Genomic DNA, 15584 nt, shown 5'->3' with positions numbered 1-15584 from the left:
GTGAGTTGTTTCTACCTGCGCCCTATTTTTGATAGGTCGGGCATCGCGCGAAATTTTTGCAGGAAAGAGCCTCTGCGATTCGCGTCGCAGCATCCTAATGAGCCACTAAACCAAGTAAGTCAATTCGCTTCTTGCGCTGTATTCATCGATGGCAATAAAATATTCGACGATCAGCTTCAACCTTTCGTGCACTCTGTGACTTTGCGATATTTTCTGGGCAGACCAGCAGCGGCGGACGCCCAGTCAAGCTGCCGTTACATCCCATGAGAGCAGTAAAAAAATCTCAATGCTTGGCTATGCTTGGTTGTGGCGTAGGCTATCTGGTTGTTTTTAGAATCTACAAAACCATAGGTTGCGATTTGCTGTTGCAAGCAAGCCGGAAATCAGCACCGCGGACCGGCACCGATCCATCAATGTGGGGTGATGTATTTTCCGTAGACCCAGCCGGTGACGAAATTGCCGTTCTGGGCCGGATCGTGCCAGACTTCGCACCAGCGATAGCGGATCTTCTGTTCCTGCTTCCAAACCGGCTGTTTGCCGATGTCGAGCAGGTTTATGCCGCCGGTGCATCTCCCGGTCATCTGCAAAACAGCACCGTTGGGATAGGCGGCCTGCCTCTGGGACGATCCCGCCGGATACTTGCGCACGTTGAGCGTGTCGCCAAACGGAAGGTTGGTCACTTGCCAAGCTGCGAACACGGTTGCATGAGATTGGCCGATAAAGGCCAAGACTGTCGAAGCGACGGCGAAAGCCGCAGCAGCGTGAAAACGGAACTTCATTTTTCCCTCTCCTCCGGCTCATCTTTTGGAGCCCGACGCAAACATATACTCCGGCTCTTGAACCTGCGCTGATCGGCGTGTTCATTCTTCATTCAAATAACTTCCACAGCGAGACGCAATGACCCGAACCCCAGCATTTCCGACTGCCAGCCCGCCGCAACCAGAGAAGCGACAGGTCTTCGATGTGCATCATGGAGTGACCCGGACGGACGACTATGCCTGGCTGAGAGCCGGCAATTGGCAAGAGATGTTCAGGAATCCGTCGCTGCTCGACGCCCAGATCCGCGCCCATCTCGAAGCCGAGAACGCCTATCAGGCAGCGCTCATGGCCGACACCGCCCAGGTGCGGAAGCAGCTCTTCAAGGAGATGAGGGGCCGCATCAAGGAAGACGATTCGTCCGTGCCGATGAAGGATGGACCGTACGCTTATGGGTCATCTTTCAAGCTTGGCGGCGAGCAGCCGCGTTATTTCCGCACGCCGCGCGACGGCGGCGACCAAGAGATCCTGCTCGACGGCGATCTCGAGGCCGAAGGCAAGGCCTATTTCCGCCTCGGCGGTGTCGACCATTCGACCGACCACCGCAAGCTTCTGTGGGCCTTCGATGATAAGGGTTCCGAATTCTACACGCTTCGCGTCCGCGATCTCGCCGACGGCAACGATCTGGCCGACAGGATTCCGGATACCGGTGGCGGCGGCGTGTGGGATGCCGGAAATGACGGATTTTTCTACACCCGCCTCGATCCCAACCACCGTCCTTCCAAGGTGCTGTTCCATGCCCTTGGCGACAGTCCTGAGAACGACCGGCTGATCTACGAAGAAACCGATCCAGGCTTCTTCATGAATGTCGGCGGCACACGCTCCAACGAGTGGATCATGCTTGGCATCAACGACCACGAGACCTCGGAATATCGCATCATGAGCGCCAGCGAGCCGTTCGCCGAACCGAAGCTGGTTGCCCCGCGCGAGACCGGCCTGCAATACGACCTCGAAGAAGGCGGCGATATCTTCTTCATTCTCACCAACGCCGACGGCGCCAAGGATTTCAAGATCATGACTGCGCCGGCGAGCGACCCGGTGCGCGCCAACTGGCAGGCGTTGGTGCCGCACGAAGCGGGCCGGCTGATCCTTTCGGTGATCGGTTTCAAGGACCACATGGTCAGGCTTGAACGCAAGGAAGGCCTGCCGCGCATCGTCGTGCATGACCGCAACAGCGGCGAGGAACATCTCATCTCCTTCGACGAGGAAGCCTTCTCGCTCGGCCTGTCGGGATCCTATGAATACGATACCGAGATCATGCGCTTTTCCTACTCATCCATGACAACGCCGGCGCAGGTCTTCGACTACAACATGCGGACCCGCGAGCGCGTGCTGCTGAAGACCCAGGAAGTTCCGTCCGGTCACGACCCGGACCACTACGTGACGCGGCGGCTGATGGCGCCCGCAGCCGACGGCGAACTGGTGCCGGTCTCGCTCATTCACCATCGCGACACGCCGCTCGACGGATCAGCGCCTTGCCTGCTTTACGGCTACGGCTCCTACGGCATCACGGTCCCGGCCGCCTTTAACACCAATTTGTTATCGCTGGTCGATCGCGGCTTCGTCTACGCGATTGCCCATGTCCGCGGCGGCAAGGACAAGGGCTATGGCTGGTACGACGACGGCAAGCGGGCGCACAAAATGAACACGTTCACCGATTTCATCGCAGCCGCCCACCATCTCGTCGCCGAACGCTATACGCAACATGACCGCATCGTCGGTCAGGGCGGCTCGGCCGGCGGCCTGCTGATGGGCGCCGTCGCGAATATGGCGCCGGAATGCTTCGGCGGTATTGTCGCCGAGGTTCCGTTCGTCGACGTGCTCACCACCATGCTCGACGCGACCCTGCCGCTGACGCCACCGGAATGGCCCGAATGGGGCAATCCGATCGCCTCGGAGGAGGACTACCGAACGATCGCCGCCTACTCGCCCTATGACAATGTCGCCGCGCTCGACTATCCGCCGATCCTGGCGCTTGCCGGCCTCACTGACCCGCGTGTCACCTATTGGGAGCCGGCCAAGTGGGTGGCGCGGCTGCGCGACCGCAAGATCGGCGACAATCCGGTGCTGTTCAAGATCAACATGGATTCCGGTCATGCCGGTGCATCCGGCCGGTTTTCCCGGCTCGAGGAAATCGCCTTCACCTATGCGTTTGCGCTGAAGGTGGCGGGCAAGGCCGACCTTGCCACCACAGCGCCGCCGACCCTGTTGGACGCACAGACGGCGCTGTAGGAGCTTGATCTTGCGCACCATCCCCACCAGCGGAAAATCGATTCCGGGTCAGGTCAGGTCGATTTTCCGCTCGCGATTGCCATAGCTGCGCGCTACCCAATGCGCGGCTTTTCGCAGCCGCGCCACCCAAAAATCATCCCGTCACGCCAAGGGTCCGCCATGTTGCTCGTCGACGTCTATCTCGACAAATCGCCCATCCAGGGCATCGGTGTCTTTGCCAAGAACCACATTCCCCGCGGCACACTGGTCTGGAAGCTCCATCCCAATTACGACCGGCGCATCCCAGTCGAGGTCTATGAACGCGAAACCGGGCCGGTCAGAGCCTATCTCGATCGCTATTCCTATCCCGACCGGCGCGATCCAAACTTTGTCGTCTTCGAAGCCGACGACGCCCGCTACATGAACCATGCCGACGACCCGAATTGCGACGTCGCCTCGCCCGAGGAGACTTATGCACTGCGCGACATCGCGCCCGGCGAGGAAATGACCTGCAACTACAATCATTTCTTCGAGACCGGCTTCGATTTCCTCGGCGATCGCCACCCGTAAATCGGGAACGTGGAATGCATCGCGGGCAGGATTGACAACACCGGACCTTCAGCGCACCTTCCAAACAGGTGGATACAACCTGCTGCTTGCGCCCTCCGGGGTAAGGTGAATGTATCGAGCCACTTCAGGCTCCCTTTGCCCGAACGAACGGGTCAGTAACGCAAGCTCTGACGTCTTCCGTTCTTCGAAGCAAAGGATGATTCCATGCGCGATTTCCGCGATGCAAAAGCCATGGCGCAAACGCTGTCCGAAGCGCTGAGCGCCAAATCCGTTTCCCTGTCCCACAGCGAAAGCCTCGAGCTCATTGCTAGGGTCCTCGGCTTGCGCGACTGGAACGTATTGGCTGCAAGGATTCAGGCGAGCCAACCAGTCGGTGCTGGGCCCAGAAATCCGGCGCCCGAGGCCAGCACGCCCCCGTCCTCCGGCGCGGATCTGCCGATTTTTCCAATGCGGGATTTCGTGCTCTTTCCGCAAATGACTGTTCCGGTCTTCGTGAGCCGCGACAAAACGCGGCGCGCAGTGGCCAAGGCGCGACTCGGCCTGCCCTCCATCGGCGATCCCGGTGTCCTAGCCGATACGCTCGCGCCGCTGCTGTCGATCAGTATCGAACAGAAGCAGCAGCTTCTGGAAACCAGCGATGTCGTCGCCCGGCTTGAAAAGATCCTCGACCTGATGAAGGCTGGCCGGCCTGAGAATGGGCCAGAGCCAGCCGGCTGACGGGTGCTAATTCGCCGGCTTGCGTGGGGGATAGCCGTTGGGGTGCGGCGGGATGGCCTTCAGATAGGCCGCGATCGCCGCACGGTCGTTCGGTGCCAACTCGGCCATGTTTCTCTGCACGTCGACCATGGCGCCACTGACGGAATCGAAATCCGGGGTGAAGCCGGTCTCCAGAAAGTAGGCCATGTCGGCCTCCGACCAGTCACCGAGCCCGCCTTCGCCCGAAGTGATGTTCGGCACGATGCCGCTGCCTTCGGCAGCGGTGGCTCCGGCCAGCCACTCGCTCTTCCTGGTGCCGCCAGCAAAATCGCGCGGCGTGTGGCATTCGCCGCAATGGCCGGGCCCTTCGACCAGGTAACGGCCGGCCATCACCGGATCCGGCGTGCCATCGGGGAAGGAAACCACCGGCTGGTCACTCAAATAGAGACGTTTCCACAGCCCGATGCCGCGACGGATGTTGAATGGGAACCCCAGCGAATTGGGCGGCGCCTTGCCCGCCACCGCCGGAAGCGTTTTCAGGAAGGCATGGAGATCGGCAATGTCGGCCGGCTTCATGCGTGCGTAGGACGCATAGGGAAACGCCGGATAGAAGTGCTCGCCGCTCGGCGACACGCCCTTCAGCATGGCGTTGGCGAGGTCTTCGACCGACCAGCCGCCGATACCGTCCGTGGCATCCTGCGAGATGTTCGGTGGCACGAAGATGCCGAACGGCGTCTTGAGTTCGAGACCGCCGGCCAGTTGAAGGCGGGCGTCGCCTTGCGAGCCTGGCTTCGCATGACAGGACGTGCAGCCGCCGGCATAAAAAATGCGCTTGCCCCTGGCGGCATCGCCGGGGCCGAGCTGCGCCAGAGCCTCGCTGTCGAGCCTGACCGGCGCCGACAGGAACCAGCCGGCAACCGCGCCGGCGACGCCCAGAACGAGGGCGGCGCCGACGAGTTTTTTCAGCAGGCGCATCGCCCGCTATCAGCCCTTCTTAATCCTGTATGTCTTGTGGCAGGTGCCGCAATCGCCGCCTATGGTGTTGAACCCCGCCTTGAAGGCATCGACGTCGGCAGGAGCGGCGGCCGCCGCAGCCTTGACGTCGGCGAGATATTTTTCTTCCACCGCCTTGAAGCCGGCCATATCGTCCCAGATTTTTGGGGCAGCTGTGGTGTCGCCGGTGTCGCTGCCAGCCGGGAAAAGAGTGTCGACGTTTGCATGGAACTTCTCGGCGTTCGCCTCCAGCGCCTTCAACGCCGCCAGCACGGCCGCAGCGTCGTAAGGGGTCTCGCCCTTGACGACTTTCGACAATTGGCCGGCGATCTTTCCACGTTCCTTCATAATGGCCTGCCGCTCCTGGATCGGATCGGCAAACGCCGCCGAACCGGCGAAGGCGAGCATCGAGATGGCGAGGATAAGCTTTCTCATTCAACTGGCTCCATGGTGAAGATGTTTCGGGTGAAGGTCCGACTGATCCATAACGGCAAAACTGGCTTGAAAATTCCGGAAATTCGCCTCACGCTTGTGTGAATTTTTCGCGACGGTCGTTGGAAAAGGGCGGCCGATCATTTGGCACATAGAGAAAAGCCCCGGTTTTGCCGGGGCTCTTCTGCAACTCAGTCAGGCCTACGCCTTTTCGTAGAGCTCGAGGACATGGTCCCAGTTGATGAGATTGTCGACGAAGGCTTCGAGATATTTCGGCCGGGCGTTGCGATAGTCGATGTAATAGGAGTGCTCCCAGACATCGACGCCCAGGATCGGGGTCGCGCCATGGACCAGCGGGTTCTCGCCGTTCGGGGTTTTCGAGATCGCCAGCTTGCCGTCCTTGACCGAAACCCAGGCCCAGCCCGAACCGAACTGGGTGGTGCCGGCGGCGATGAAATCGGCCTTGAACTTGTCGTAACCGCCAAGATCGCTGTCAAACGCCTTTTGCAGCGCGCCGGGCAATTTGTTGCCGCCGCCGCCCTTCTTCATCCACTGCCAGAAGTGGATGTGATTGTAGTGCTGGCCGGCATTGTTGAAGAGCCCGGGGTTCTTGCCGAAGGATTGTTTCACAATCTCTTCGACCGACAAATCGCCGAGCCCGGCTTCGGCAGCCAGCTTGTTGCCGTTGTCGACATAGGCCTTGTGGTGCTTGTCGTGGTGATACTCCAGCGTCTCCTTCGACATGTAAGGCTGCAATGCCTCATAGTCATAGGGCAAGGCGGGCAATTCAAAAGCCATCGGTCGTACTCCTCGTGGAAAAAATCCGGTGTCGATACGGGACTAACATAGGTCTGGATTGGTGTGGAGCAACTCCGGAACGAAGCGCCGGTTCGCTTTTTAGCCAGTCAGCCGGCCGAAGTCGAATGCGCCCACTCCCAATAGAGTTCGCGCGCCTTTTTCGCTACAGGCCCGGGCTGGAGATTGCGATCCTCGATGCGGGTGACCGGCACGACTTTCGAGTGGTTTCCGGTCGAGAATATCTCGTCGGCTTCGAGGAATTCGCGCACCGACAGCGCCTTTTCGATGGTCTTGAAGCCATATTCGTCAAGCAGCGTCATCGTCCGCGAACGGGTGATGCCGGACAGGAACGTGCCGTTCGGCGCCGGCGTCAGGACATGGCCATCCTTGACCAGGAAAATGTTCGAGGTTCCGGTCTCGGCGACATTGCCCAGCATGTCGAGCACCAGCGCGTTGTCGAAGCCGCGCATCTTGGCTTCGAGGATGGCACGACCATTGTTGGGATAAAGGCAGCCGGCCTTGGCGTTGGTCGGCATGGTCTCGATGGTCGGGCGCCGGAACGGCGAGACGGTGACAGAAAAGCCTGCCGGCGAGATCATCGGCGATTCATAGAGGCAAAGGCAGAACCGGGTCGAGGCCGGATCTGCCGGCACGCCCATATAGCCACCATGTTCGGCCCAGTACATCGGCCTTATGTAGACCGCCGTCTTGCCGTCGAACTTCTTCAGCCCGTCCCAGGTCAGCCCGACGATCTTTTCGGCGCTCATGGATGGTTTGAGACCAAGCGCGATCGCCGAGGCGTTCACCCTGGCGGCGTGGCGGTCGAGGTCGGGGGCGACGCCCTCGAACCAGCGGGCGCCGTCGAACACGCTGGTGCCGAGCCACATGGCATGGCTGCGCGGCCCCAGAATGGCGACGTTGCCGTCATACCAGTCGCCATCCACGAAGGTCCATGTCGCGGATTGCGCCGCAGCCGCCAGTGTCATCGCTTGATTCCGCGTTTCAGAGCTGTCTTGTCTCGCCATTGGAAGATGCTTTGGCGTCTGCCGTCAACTGATATGGCTGAGATTTGTTAAGGCCAGCGGCATGCGAAATTGCAATCCGTGCTTGCGCCTGGCCTTGCCTCGCCGCAAAACTGTCACCATGCAACATGCGGCTTACGTTTTCGACGCTTACGGAACGCTGTTCGACGTGCACGCAGCCGTCCGCCGTCATGCCGACCAGATCGGACCGGACGGCCAGCTCCTGTCGGAGATCTGGCGCGCCAAACAATTGGAATATTCCTGGGTGAGGACGCTGATGGGCGCCTACGCCGATTTCTGGCAACTCACCGAACAGGCGCTGGATTTCGCCTTGCGCAAGGTTCCCTCCGCGGACAAGGGACTGAGGGCCAAGCTGCTCGACGCCTATTGGCGGCTGGACTGCTATCCGGAGGTGCCGGCCGTGCTCAAGGCGCTCAAAGCATCTGGCGCCAAGCTGGCGATCCTATCCAACGGCTCGCCTGAAATGCTGGAAGCGGCGGTCAAATCGGCCGCGCTCGACCAGGTTCTGGACGACATCTATTCCGTCGAGGCCGTCAAGCGCTTCAAGGCCGATCCGTCGGTCTACGACATGGTCACGACAGGCTGGCGTCTCTATCCGGGTGCGGTGTCGTTTCAGTCATCCAACCGCTGGGACGTCGCCGGCGCCACCAAATTCGGGTTCCGAACAGTCTGGATCAACCGCTCCGACCAGCCCGAGGAATACCGGGACTTTCCGCCGGCCCTGATCCTGCCCTCGCTCGAAGGCCTGCTCGCCGCAGGCTGACACATGACCCTAAATCGGAATCGATTCTTGGAAAGGATCATAGGCAAAATAAAACTGCGACAGCGTCCTTTGCTGACGCGCGGCGCTGCGGGCCTGTCGCCTCGGCGCAACAGGGGCTGAACCGTCACAGCTTTGCCTTTGTTTGTTCACCCTCAGGCCAGAATCGGAACCGCCTATCGCGCCAGGCATTGGTAGGGCTGGCGCGCCGTACTGATTGGCGTATTCATGTTCTGTTTCGATATGAGACTTAAAAAAGGCAACGATGTTCACAACCGAAATCGACTCCTATCGCCTAAGCCGTCGCGGCTTTCTCAACGCCGCTGCGCTCGGTGCCGCCTCGATTGCGGTTTCCGCCTGCACCACGACGGCAGGCCGGCCTGTCGAGCCGCCGCCGCCTGCCAACGTCGAGCCGCCGCTCATGGACTATGCAACAATGTACGGTCCGGTCAGCGACAATGGGTTCGAGCTGCCGGGCATACCCTACGAGAAAATCGACGAGCAATTTCTGCGTCAGATCGTTCCCGATCCGACCGGCCAAGCGCCCGGCACCATCGTCGTCGATACGGCCGGCCACCACCTCTATTTCGTGCGTCCGGGCGGACAAGCCATTCGTTATGGGGTCGGGCTGGGTCGCGCCGGTTTCGAATGGTCTGGAGATGCCGTCGTCCAGTGGAAGCAGAAGTGGCCGAAATGGACGCCGCCGGCCGAAATGATCGCCCGCCAGCCCGAGTACGCAAAATACAGCGCCGAGAATGGCGGCATGCCCGGCGGGCTCACCAATCCGCTCGGAGCGCGGGCGCTGTATCTCTTCGAGGGCAACGAGGACACGCTGTACCGCCTGCACGGCTCGCCGGAGTGGTTTTCCATAGGCAAATCAGTGTCATCTGGCTGCGTTCGCTTGATAAATCAGGACATTATCGACCTTTATGACCGTGTGCCCAACAAGACGCCGGTGATCGTTACCTCCGGTGTCGGTCAGGAACTGGTTGCCACGGCAGACCGCAAAGCCATTCCAATCGATGCGGGCGTCCCGGAAGGATCGATCCTGCTCGGCCCGGCAAGGGCGATCTCGGACCCGATCTTCTGAGCTGGTCGAAGGCGCTGGAGCGGCGGACTTTCGGCGCCGCGAATTTCCGGTCCGATGCTTTTCCCCGAGCATCGGATTCTCGCCAAACCGGTGCCCGGTTTTGGGTCCGATGCGGTGCTTTCAGCGCCGCCCCCTGGCCAGGCTGCCGAGGATGCCGCGCACGATCGCCCGTCCAACCGACGTGCCGACCGAGCGAACCACCGATTTGATCGCCGCCTCCGCCACCGTTTGGCGATTGGACGCTCGTGGCGCCGGTGCCCGCCTGCCGCCGGTGGGCTGGGGCGCGGGATCGTCATTGCCGAAGCCTGGAATGGTCCAGCGCGAGCCGCCGCTCTCCTGCTGCTGCGCCTCCGCGTCCAGAGCGTCCTTGGCTTTTTTCTGCAGCATCTCGAAAGCCGATTCACGATCGACGGTCTGGTCGTACTGTCCCACAACCGGGCTCTCGGTGATCAGCGTGCGGCGCTCGTCAGGCGTGATCGGGCCAAGTCGCGACGACGGCGGGCGAACCAGCGTCCGCTGGACCATGGACGGAACACCTTTGGCTTCCAGCGTCGAGACCAGCGCCTCGCCGGTGCCGAGCTGCGTGATCACGGTAGCACAGTCGAAGTCGGGATTGGGCCTGAACGTCTCGGCGGCGGTCCTCACGGCCTTCTGCTCCCGTGGCGTGTAGGCGCGCAGGGCGTGCTGCACCCGGTTGCCGAGCTGGGCCAGAACGGTTTCGGGGATATCCAGCGGATTCTGGGTGACGAAGTAGACGCCGACGCCCTTCGAACGGATCAGGCGGACCACCTGCTCGACGCGGTCGATCAGCACCTTCGGCGCGTCGTCGAACAGAAGGTGCGCCTCGTCGAAGAAGAAGACCAGCTTTGGCTTGTCGGGATCGCCGACTTCGGGCAGCTCCTCGAACAGTTCCGACATCAGCCACAACAGGAATGTCGCATAGAGCCGGGGATTCATCATCAGCTTGTCGGCGGCCAGCACGCTGATCGCGCCGCGCCCGTCGCGGGTGGTGCGCATGATGTCGGCGATCCGCAATGCCGGCTCGCCGAAGAAATTCGTCGCGCCCTGCTGCTCCAGAACCAGCAGCGTGCGCTGGATTGCGCCAACCGAAGGTTTCGTCACATTGCCGTAGCGAGCGCCGATTTCTTCGGCGCGTTCGGCGATGTTGGCAAGAAGCGCTTGCAGGTCCTTCAGGTCCAGCAGCAACAAGCCTTCCTCGTCGGCGATGCGGAAGGCGATGTTCATGATGCCTTCCTGCGCCTCGGACAGGTTCATAAGCCGCGACAGCAGCAGCGGCCCCATTTCCGAGACGGTGGCGCGGATCGGATGGCCCTGCTCGCCGAAAAGATCCCAGAATATGACCGGAAATTCCTGGACATCATAGGGATCGAGCTTGACCTGCTCGGCGCGCTTGACCAGAAAATCCTGTGCCGCGCCCATCATGGCGATACCGGACAGGTCGCCCTTGATGTCGGCGCAGAAGACCGGCACGCCGGCATTGGAGAAACCTTCCGCCAAAATCTGCAAGCTCACGGTCTTGCCGGTGCCGGTCGCGCCGGTGACCAGGCCATGACGATTGCCATACTGAAGCAGCAGGTTTTCGGCGCGCTGGTAGCTGTCATCAGGCTTTCGGCTGGCTCCGATGAAAATACTGGTGTCGTCAGCCATGTGTCGGGTCTCCGCAACCTGAAGTGTTGAATGCCCTGATCTATTGAAAGTAGCGGGGCTCGCCGCAGGTATAATGACGCCATTGCGCAGCGACAATGGCCATGGTCGAAATTGGCTTTTGGAGCTTGCGGATTTTGCGCATGTTTGGCAATCGGTTGACGGTTCACCGTCGCAGGGCGCGTGTTGCATTGTGATATGCGACGGGGAACCGTAGACTGACGTTCCAGGCCTATCGGCCGAGAAGACGAGGAGAGAGGATGGCCGGTGCCTTGAACCACGATGCCGAACTTCCGAACCCTGACCGGCAGCGGTGGCTGGCCCTTGCGGAAAAAGCCCTGGCCGGCGGATCCTTCGAGGAAAAACTCGTATCCCATACGGACGATGGCATCCGCATCGAACCGCTTTATGATCGTTCGGTCACCGCAGAGCCTCTCCCACGGGCAAACCCCGGATCGCCGTGGATCGTCAGCCAGCGTATCGACGATCCGGATGTCGGCCGCGCCAAAGCCCAGGCCCTGGAGGACGTCGCACAGGGCGCCACCGGATTGTCGCTTGTCTTCGAAGGCGCGCCGAATGCGTTCGGCTACGGCCTGCCGAGGACTGCCGAGGCGCTGGAGACCGTGCTGGACGGCGTGCCGCTCAACCGCATCCAGGTCCGCATCGACGCGCATCCCTGGAGCCGCGCCGTGGCCGACTGGCTGGTTGCGTTCTTGAGCAAGCGCCGGTCAGACCCGGCAAAGCTCAACCTGTCCTTCGGCATCGACCCGGCGGCGATCTTTGCCGGAACCGGCCGGTTGCGGATGTCGATCGAGGCCTTGCAGGCGTCGATGCCGCAGTCCCTGGCGCACTTTTTCTCGATGGGCGTGCCCGGGGTCCTGCTGGAGGCAGACGGACGCGTCTTCCACAATGCCGGTGCCACCGAAGCGCAGGAGCTGGGCACCATGATGGCTTCGGCGGTCTCCTATCTCCGGATGTTCGAGGAGGCGCGCCAGCCGCTTGTCTATGCGGCGCCCCATATCGGCTTTGCGCTGAGCGTCGACCAGGACCAGTTCGTATCGATGGCCAAGGTCAGGGCCCTGCGCAGGCTGTGGGCGCGGGTCCAGGACGCATGCTCGATCTCCGCCGCCACCGCCAACATCCATGCCGAGACATCGTTCCGCATGATGACCTCGGCGGATCCGGAGACGAACATCCTGCGCACCACGATCGCCGCTTTTGCCGCGGCAGCCGGCGGGGCGGACTCGGTCTCCATCCTGCCTCATACGATCGCGCATGGCCTGCCGGCGGGCTTTGGCCGCCGTGTTGCCCGCAATACGCAACTGATCATGGCCAACGAAAGCCATATCGATCATGTCGCAGACCCTGCTTGCGGTTCGGGCGCCGTTGAAGCGCTGACTGGCGAACTCTGTGAAGCTGCGTGGGAAGAATTCCAGCGGATCGAGGCGGAAGGCGGCGTGCTGTCCAGCCTGCAGCAAGGACACATCCAAAAACGGGTTCAGGCGGCCGCCGCCCGCCGCAATGCCGCCTATCAGGCGGGCGACCGGGCCATCATCGGCACGACGCTTCACCCGTCGAAGATCGAACGTCCGGTCGAAACCTTGGCGGCGGAGCGGCGGCCCTCGGTCACCGAGGGCGTCGCGGTGTGCGAGCCGCTGTTTCCGATCCGTATCGATCAATCGATCGGAGCAGCATCATGATTCCGGATTTCAGCCAGATCGGCTGGTCGGCGCCGCGCCGGGCGCCGATTGAGGTCAAGGGCCAGCGGATGACCCCGGAAGGACTGGCCATCAAGCATCTGTACAACCAGGGCGACCTCAAGGGGTTGCCGCATCTCGACACTTATCCGGGCCTGCTGCCATTCGTGCGCGGCCCCTACCCGACCATGTATGTCCAGCAGCCGTGGACGATCAGGCAATATGCCGGCTTCTCGACGGCGGAAGAGTCGAACGCCTTTTACCGGCGCAACCTCGCGGCCGGCCAGAAGGGACTGTCGGTCGCTTTCGACCTTGCCACGCATCGCGGCTACGACAGTGATCATCCGCGCGTTGCCGGTGATGTCGGCATGGCAGGCGTCGCCATCGATTCCATCCTCGACATGCGCCAGCTCTTCGACGGCATCCCGCTTGACGAGATGACGGTGTCGATGACCATGAACGGCGCGGTGCTGCCAATCATGGCGCTCTACATCGTCGCCGCGGAAGAACAGGGCGTTGCGCAAAAGGACCTCGCCGGGACCATTCAGAACGACATTCTGAAAGAGTTCATGGTGCGCAACACCTACATCTATCCGCCAAAACCTTCGATGCGGATCGTGTCGGACATCTTCTCCTATACGTCGCAGCACATGCCGAAGTTCAATTCGATTTCGATCTCCGGCTATCACATGCAGGAGGCAGGGGCGACCGCCGACCTCGAGCTCGCCTACACGATCGCCGATGGAATCGAATATGCCCGCGCCGGTATCGCGGCGGGTCTCGATATCGACCGTTTTGCGCCGCGCCTGTCCTTCTTCTGGGCGATCGGCATGAACTTCTTCATGGAGGTCGCCAAGCTGAGGGCAGCCCGCCTTTTGTGGTCGACCCTGATGCTGAAGAACTTCTCGCCGAAGGACGAGCGCTCGCTGTCGCTGCGCACCCATTGCCAGACTTCGGGCTGGTCGCTAACGGCGCAGGACCCTTACAACAACATCATTCGCACCATGATCGAGGCGATGGCGGCGACGCAGGGTCATACACAATCGCTGCACACCAACGCCTTCGACGAGGCGATGGCGCTGCCGACCGACCATTCGGCCCGCATCGCCCGCAACACGCAGCTCATCCTGCAAAAGGAATCCGGCACCACCCGCATCATCGACCCGTGGGGCGGCTCTGCCTATCTCGAACGGCTGACGCATGACCTGGCGGCGCGCGCGCTTGCCCATATCGAAGAGGTCGAGAGCCTGGGCGGCATGGCCGCCGCAACCGAAAAAAACATACCGAAGCTGCGCATCGAAGAGGCCGCCGCGCGCACGCAGGCGCGGATCGATTCCGGCGAACGGATCCTGGTCGGCGTCAACGCCTATCGCCCCGAGACGGATATCAAAGTCGACGTGCTGAAGATCGACAACGCCGAAGTCAGGGCCCGGCAATTGTCGAAACTGCAGCGGCTGAAAGGCACGCGCGACGTCGGCGCCGTCGAGAGCGCACTGAGTGCGCTGAGCCGGGCTGCGGAGAGCGGCGAAAATCTGCTGGAGTTCGCCATTCGCGCCGCACGCGCCAACGCCACGGTCGGCGAGATTTCACTGGCGCTGGAAAAGGTTTTTGGCCGCCATGTCGCCTCCGTCCAGACGATCTCCGGCGTCTATCGCAAGGCGCTCGGCGACAATCCGGCGGTCGATCGGCTGCAAGACAAGATCGTCGCGTACGAGGAGAAGTCCGGCGGCAAGCCACGCATTCTCGTCGCCAAGATGGGACAGGATGGCCACGATCGCGGCCAGAAAGTCATCGCCACCGCCTTTGCCGATCTCGGCTTCGACGTCACCGTCGGGCCGATGTTCCAGACGCCGGACGAGATCGCCAGGCTTGGCGTCGAGCACGACGTGCATATCATTGGCGCCTCGTCGCTGGCCGCGGGTCATTTGACGCTCATTCCCGAACTCAGGGACGCGCTGAAGAAGCTTGGCCGCGACGATATGCTGATCGTTGCCGGCGGCGTCATCCCGCCGCAAGATCATGAGGCGGTACGGCAGGCGGGTGCTGTGGAGATCTTCCCGCCAGGCACCGTCATCCCGGAAGCGGCGGAGCGGCTGATGGATAGGCTGCTGCAGGCCGGCTGAACTTGTTATAATCCATGTTGCAACGACCGACAATTTGAGTTATAATTGGCGTTGCAACAAGGGTTGAATCCATGAACACGACCATTCGCAAAATCGGCAATTCCGAAGGCGTGATCCTGCCCAAGGAAATTCTCGATCGCCTGAATCTGAAGGCCGGCGATCAGCTTGAGATCGTCGAAACGAGCAAGGGCATCGCCCTTCGGCCAGTGGACGACAGCTTCGAGCGGCAGATGGAAGCTGCTCGCCAAGTCATGGACAAATACAAAGTCGCGCTTCAGAAGCTCGCCGAATGAGCTGGGAGTTCCTGAGCCGGCGTGCGGTCGAAGCCATGCACGCCGAGCAGTTGCGTCGGCACGGCGGAGCGCACGGTTTGAGGGATGAGAATGCCCTCGAATCGGCGCTCGCCCGAGCCGAGAATAAGGCGAACTATGGTGATCCATCGATCGAGGATCTGGCGGCGGCCTATATCTTCGGCATCGCCAGAAATCACGCCTTTGTCGACGGCAACAAGCGCACGGCCATCGTCGCCGCCGGCGCATTCCTGATTGTCAACGGCTATATGCTGACGGCCGACAACGGCACGATCTATGAGTTCGTCATGGGCGTCGCCGCCGGCGAAATCGACGAGGCGGGTGCTGCGGCGTTCTTCCGCGACCATGTCGTCAAGGTCGAGGGCTAATGTGCGTCGCG

The 15584-nt window shown here is 61.5% G+C and carries 16 protein-coding genes; 9 read left to right on the top strand and 7 right to left on the bottom strand.

All coding sequences use genetic code 11. The annotated features are described in order from the left end of the window. Nucleotides 1-410 precede the first annotated feature (410 nt). On the bottom strand, nt 411-779 hold the full coding sequence (locus AC0L2K_RS12120) for an SH3 domain-containing protein (RefSeq protein WP_023800838.1): 369 nt from the start codon (nt 777-779) through the stop codon (nt 411-413). A 118-nt stretch (nt 780-897) separates the two neighbouring features. Between AC0L2K_RS12120 and AC0L2K_RS12115 the strand changes: the two genes are divergently transcribed. The 3 genes from AC0L2K_RS12115 (at nt 898) to AC0L2K_RS12105 (ending at nt 4314) form a co-directional block, all read left to right on the top strand. Further along, the gene (locus tag AC0L2K_RS12115) at nt 898-3048 is read left to right on the top strand and encodes a S9 family peptidase (protein ID WP_128172658.1); all 2151 of its coding nucleotides are present in this window, start codon (nt 898-900) and stop codon (nt 3046-3048) included. Between the two features lie 159 nt (nt 3049-3207). Next, on the top strand, nt 3208-3597 hold the full coding sequence (locus AC0L2K_RS12110) for an SET domain-containing protein (RefSeq protein ID WP_027152788.1): 390 nt from the start codon (nt 3208-3210) through the stop codon (nt 3595-3597). Nucleotides 3598-3801: 204 nt separating this feature from the next. Continuing rightward, on the top strand, nt 3802-4314 hold the full coding sequence (locus AC0L2K_RS12105) for an LON peptidase substrate-binding domain-containing protein (protein ID WP_473531444.1): 513 nt from the start codon (nt 3802-3804) through the stop codon (nt 4312-4314). A 6-nt stretch (nt 4315-4320) separates the two neighbouring features. Here the strand turns inward: AC0L2K_RS12105 and AC0L2K_RS12100 are convergent, their stop codons facing one another. The 4 genes from AC0L2K_RS12100 to AC0L2K_RS12085 all read right to left on the bottom strand — a co-directional run bounded on the left by AC0L2K_RS12100 (nt 4321) and on the right by AC0L2K_RS12085 (nt 7502). Further along, the gene (locus tag AC0L2K_RS12100; protein ID WP_128172656.1) at nt 4321-5268 is read right to left on the bottom strand and encodes a cytochrome c; all 948 of its coding nucleotides are present in this window, start codon (nt 5266-5268) and stop codon (nt 4321-4323) included. A gap of 9 nt (nt 5269-5277) precedes the next feature. Further along, nucleotides 5278-5721: a c-type cytochrome gene (locus tag AC0L2K_RS12095; RefSeq protein WP_091590353.1), complete on the bottom strand. Its 444-nt coding sequence runs from the start codon at nt 5719-5721 to the stop codon at nt 5278-5280. 198 nt (nt 5722-5919) lie between these two features. After that, nucleotides 5920-6516: a superoxide dismutase gene (locus AC0L2K_RS12090; protein ID WP_128168037.1), complete on the bottom strand. Its 597-nt coding sequence runs from the start codon at nt 6514-6516 to the stop codon at nt 5920-5922. Nucleotides 6517-6623: 107 nt separating this feature from the next. Further along, entirely contained in the window at nt 6624-7502 is an 879-nt protein-coding gene (locus AC0L2K_RS12085) for a branched-chain amino acid aminotransferase (RefSeq protein WP_128168036.1), read from the bottom strand. Between the two features lie 157 nt (nt 7503-7659). On the opposite strand from AC0L2K_RS12085, the gene AC0L2K_RS12080 reads away from it, so the two are divergent. After that, nucleotides 7660-8322, top strand: coding sequence for a haloacid dehalogenase type II (locus AC0L2K_RS12080; RefSeq protein WP_023800845.1), 663 nt, complete (start codon nt 7660-7662; stop codon nt 8320-8322). A 9-nt stretch (nt 8323-8331) separates the two neighbouring features. Here AC0L2K_RS12080 and AC0L2K_RS12075 read toward each other — a convergent pair whose 3' ends face one another. Next, nucleotides 8332-8592 (bottom strand): hypothetical protein, encoded by a 261-nt coding sequence (locus AC0L2K_RS12075; protein ID WP_473531443.1) that lies wholly within the window; start codon nt 8590-8592, stop codon nt 8332-8334. On the opposite strand from AC0L2K_RS12075, the gene AC0L2K_RS12070 reads away from it, so the two are divergent. Beyond that, nucleotides 8585-9409: a L,D-transpeptidase gene (locus tag AC0L2K_RS12070; protein WP_287140533.1), complete on the top strand. Its 825-nt coding sequence runs from the start codon at nt 8585-8587 to the stop codon at nt 9407-9409. The two genes, AC0L2K_RS12075 and AC0L2K_RS12070, sit on opposite strands and share 8 nt — an antisense overlap. A 120-nt stretch (nt 9410-9529) precedes the next feature. On the opposite strand, the gene AC0L2K_RS12065 is transcribed toward AC0L2K_RS12070, so the two are convergent. Next, complete coding sequence (locus AC0L2K_RS12065) at nt 9530-11077, bottom strand: helicase HerA-like C-terminal domain-containing protein (protein ID WP_473531442.1); 1548 nt, start codon at nt 11075-11077, stop codon at nt 9530-9532. 257 nt (nt 11078-11334) lie between these two features. On the opposite strand from AC0L2K_RS12065, the gene AC0L2K_RS12060 reads away from it, so the two are divergent. From AC0L2K_RS12060 to AC0L2K_RS12045, 4 genes are all read left to right on the top strand, one after another. After that, entirely contained in the window at nt 11335-12774 is a 1440-nt protein-coding gene (locus AC0L2K_RS12060) for a methylmalonyl-CoA mutase subunit beta (RefSeq protein ID WP_473531441.1), read from the top strand. Then, nucleotides 12771-14894, top strand: a complete 2124-nt coding sequence (scpA, locus tag AC0L2K_RS12055; RefSeq protein WP_473531440.1) for a methylmalonyl-CoA mutase — start codon at nt 12771-12773, stop codon at nt 14892-14894. Before AC0L2K_RS12060 ends, scpA begins: the two co-directional genes overlap by 4 nt. A 71-nt stretch (nt 14895-14965) precedes the next feature. Further along, a complete protein-coding gene (locus tag AC0L2K_RS12050) occupies nt 14966-15187 on the top strand; it encodes an AbrB/MazE/SpoVT family DNA-binding domain-containing protein (RefSeq protein ID WP_128168029.1) in 222 nt (73 codons plus the stop codon). Beyond that, nucleotides 15184-15573, top strand: coding sequence for a type II toxin-antitoxin system death-on-curing family toxin (locus AC0L2K_RS12045; RefSeq protein WP_287239333.1), 390 nt, complete (start codon nt 15184-15186; stop codon nt 15571-15573). The genes AC0L2K_RS12050 and AC0L2K_RS12045 overlap by 4 nt, the downstream gene beginning before the upstream one ends. The last annotated feature ends 11 nt before the right edge of the window (nt 15574-15584 follow it).

The sequence above is a fragment of the Mesorhizobium sp. WSM4817 genome, from assembly GCF_055811135.1.
This window is presented reverse-complemented; position numbering and strand designations above follow the sequence as displayed.

What these genes read in the sequence shown, in the direction of transcription:
- AC0L2K_RS12110 (WP_027152788.1), top strand. Translation starts at nt 3,208, where the DNA reads ATGTTGCTCGTCGACGTCTATCTCGACAAATCGCCCATCCAGGGCATC.
- AC0L2K_RS12090 (WP_128168037.1), bottom strand. Translation starts at nt 6,516, where the DNA reads ATGGCTTTTGAATTGCCCGCCTTGCCCTATGACTATGAGGCATTGCAG.
- AC0L2K_RS12115 (WP_128172658.1), top strand. Translation starts at nt 898, where the DNA reads ATGACCCGAACCCCAGCATTTCCGACTGCCAGCCCGCCGCAACCAGAG.
- AC0L2K_RS12085 (WP_128168036.1), bottom strand. Translation starts at nt 7,502, where the DNA reads ATGACACTGGCGGCTGCGGCGCAATCCGCGACATGGACCTTCGTGGAT.
- AC0L2K_RS12080 (WP_023800845.1), top strand. Translation starts at nt 7,660, where the DNA reads ATGCAACATGCGGCTTACGTTTTCGACGCTTACGGAACGCTGTTCGAC.
- AC0L2K_RS12045 (WP_287239333.1), top strand. Translation starts at nt 15,184, where the DNA reads ATGAGCTGGGAGTTCCTGAGCCGGCGTGCGGTCGAAGCCATGCACGCC.
- AC0L2K_RS12050 (WP_128168029.1), top strand. Translation starts at nt 14,966, where the DNA reads ATGAACACGACCATTCGCAAAATCGGCAATTCCGAAGGCGTGATCCTG.
- AC0L2K_RS12100 (WP_128172656.1), bottom strand. Translation starts at nt 5,268, where the DNA reads ATGCGCCTGCTGAAAAAACTCGTCGGCGCCGCCCTCGTTCTGGGCGTC.
- AC0L2K_RS12105 (WP_473531444.1), top strand. Translation starts at nt 3,802, where the DNA reads ATGCGCGATTTCCGCGATGCAAAAGCCATGGCGCAAACGCTGTCCGAA.
- AC0L2K_RS12095 (WP_091590353.1), bottom strand. Translation starts at nt 5,721, where the DNA reads ATGAGAAAGCTTATCCTCGCCATCTCGATGCTCGCCTTCGCCGGTTCG.
- AC0L2K_RS12070 (WP_287140533.1), top strand. Translation starts at nt 8,585, where the DNA reads ATGTTCACAACCGAAATCGACTCCTATCGCCTAAGCCGTCGCGGCTTT.
- AC0L2K_RS12120 (WP_023800838.1), bottom strand. Translation starts at nt 779, where the DNA reads ATGAAGTTCCGTTTTCACGCTGCTGCGGCTTTCGCCGTCGCTTCGACA.
- scpA (WP_473531440.1), top strand. Translation starts at nt 12,771, where the DNA reads ATGATTCCGGATTTCAGCCAGATCGGCTGGTCGGCGCCGCGCCGGGCG.
- AC0L2K_RS12065 (WP_473531442.1), bottom strand. Translation starts at nt 11,077, where the DNA reads ATGGCTGACGACACCAGTATTTTCATCGGAGCCAGCCGAAAGCCTGAT.
- AC0L2K_RS12060 (WP_473531441.1), top strand. Translation starts at nt 11,335, where the DNA reads ATGGCCGGTGCCTTGAACCACGATGCCGAACTTCCGAACCCTGACCGG.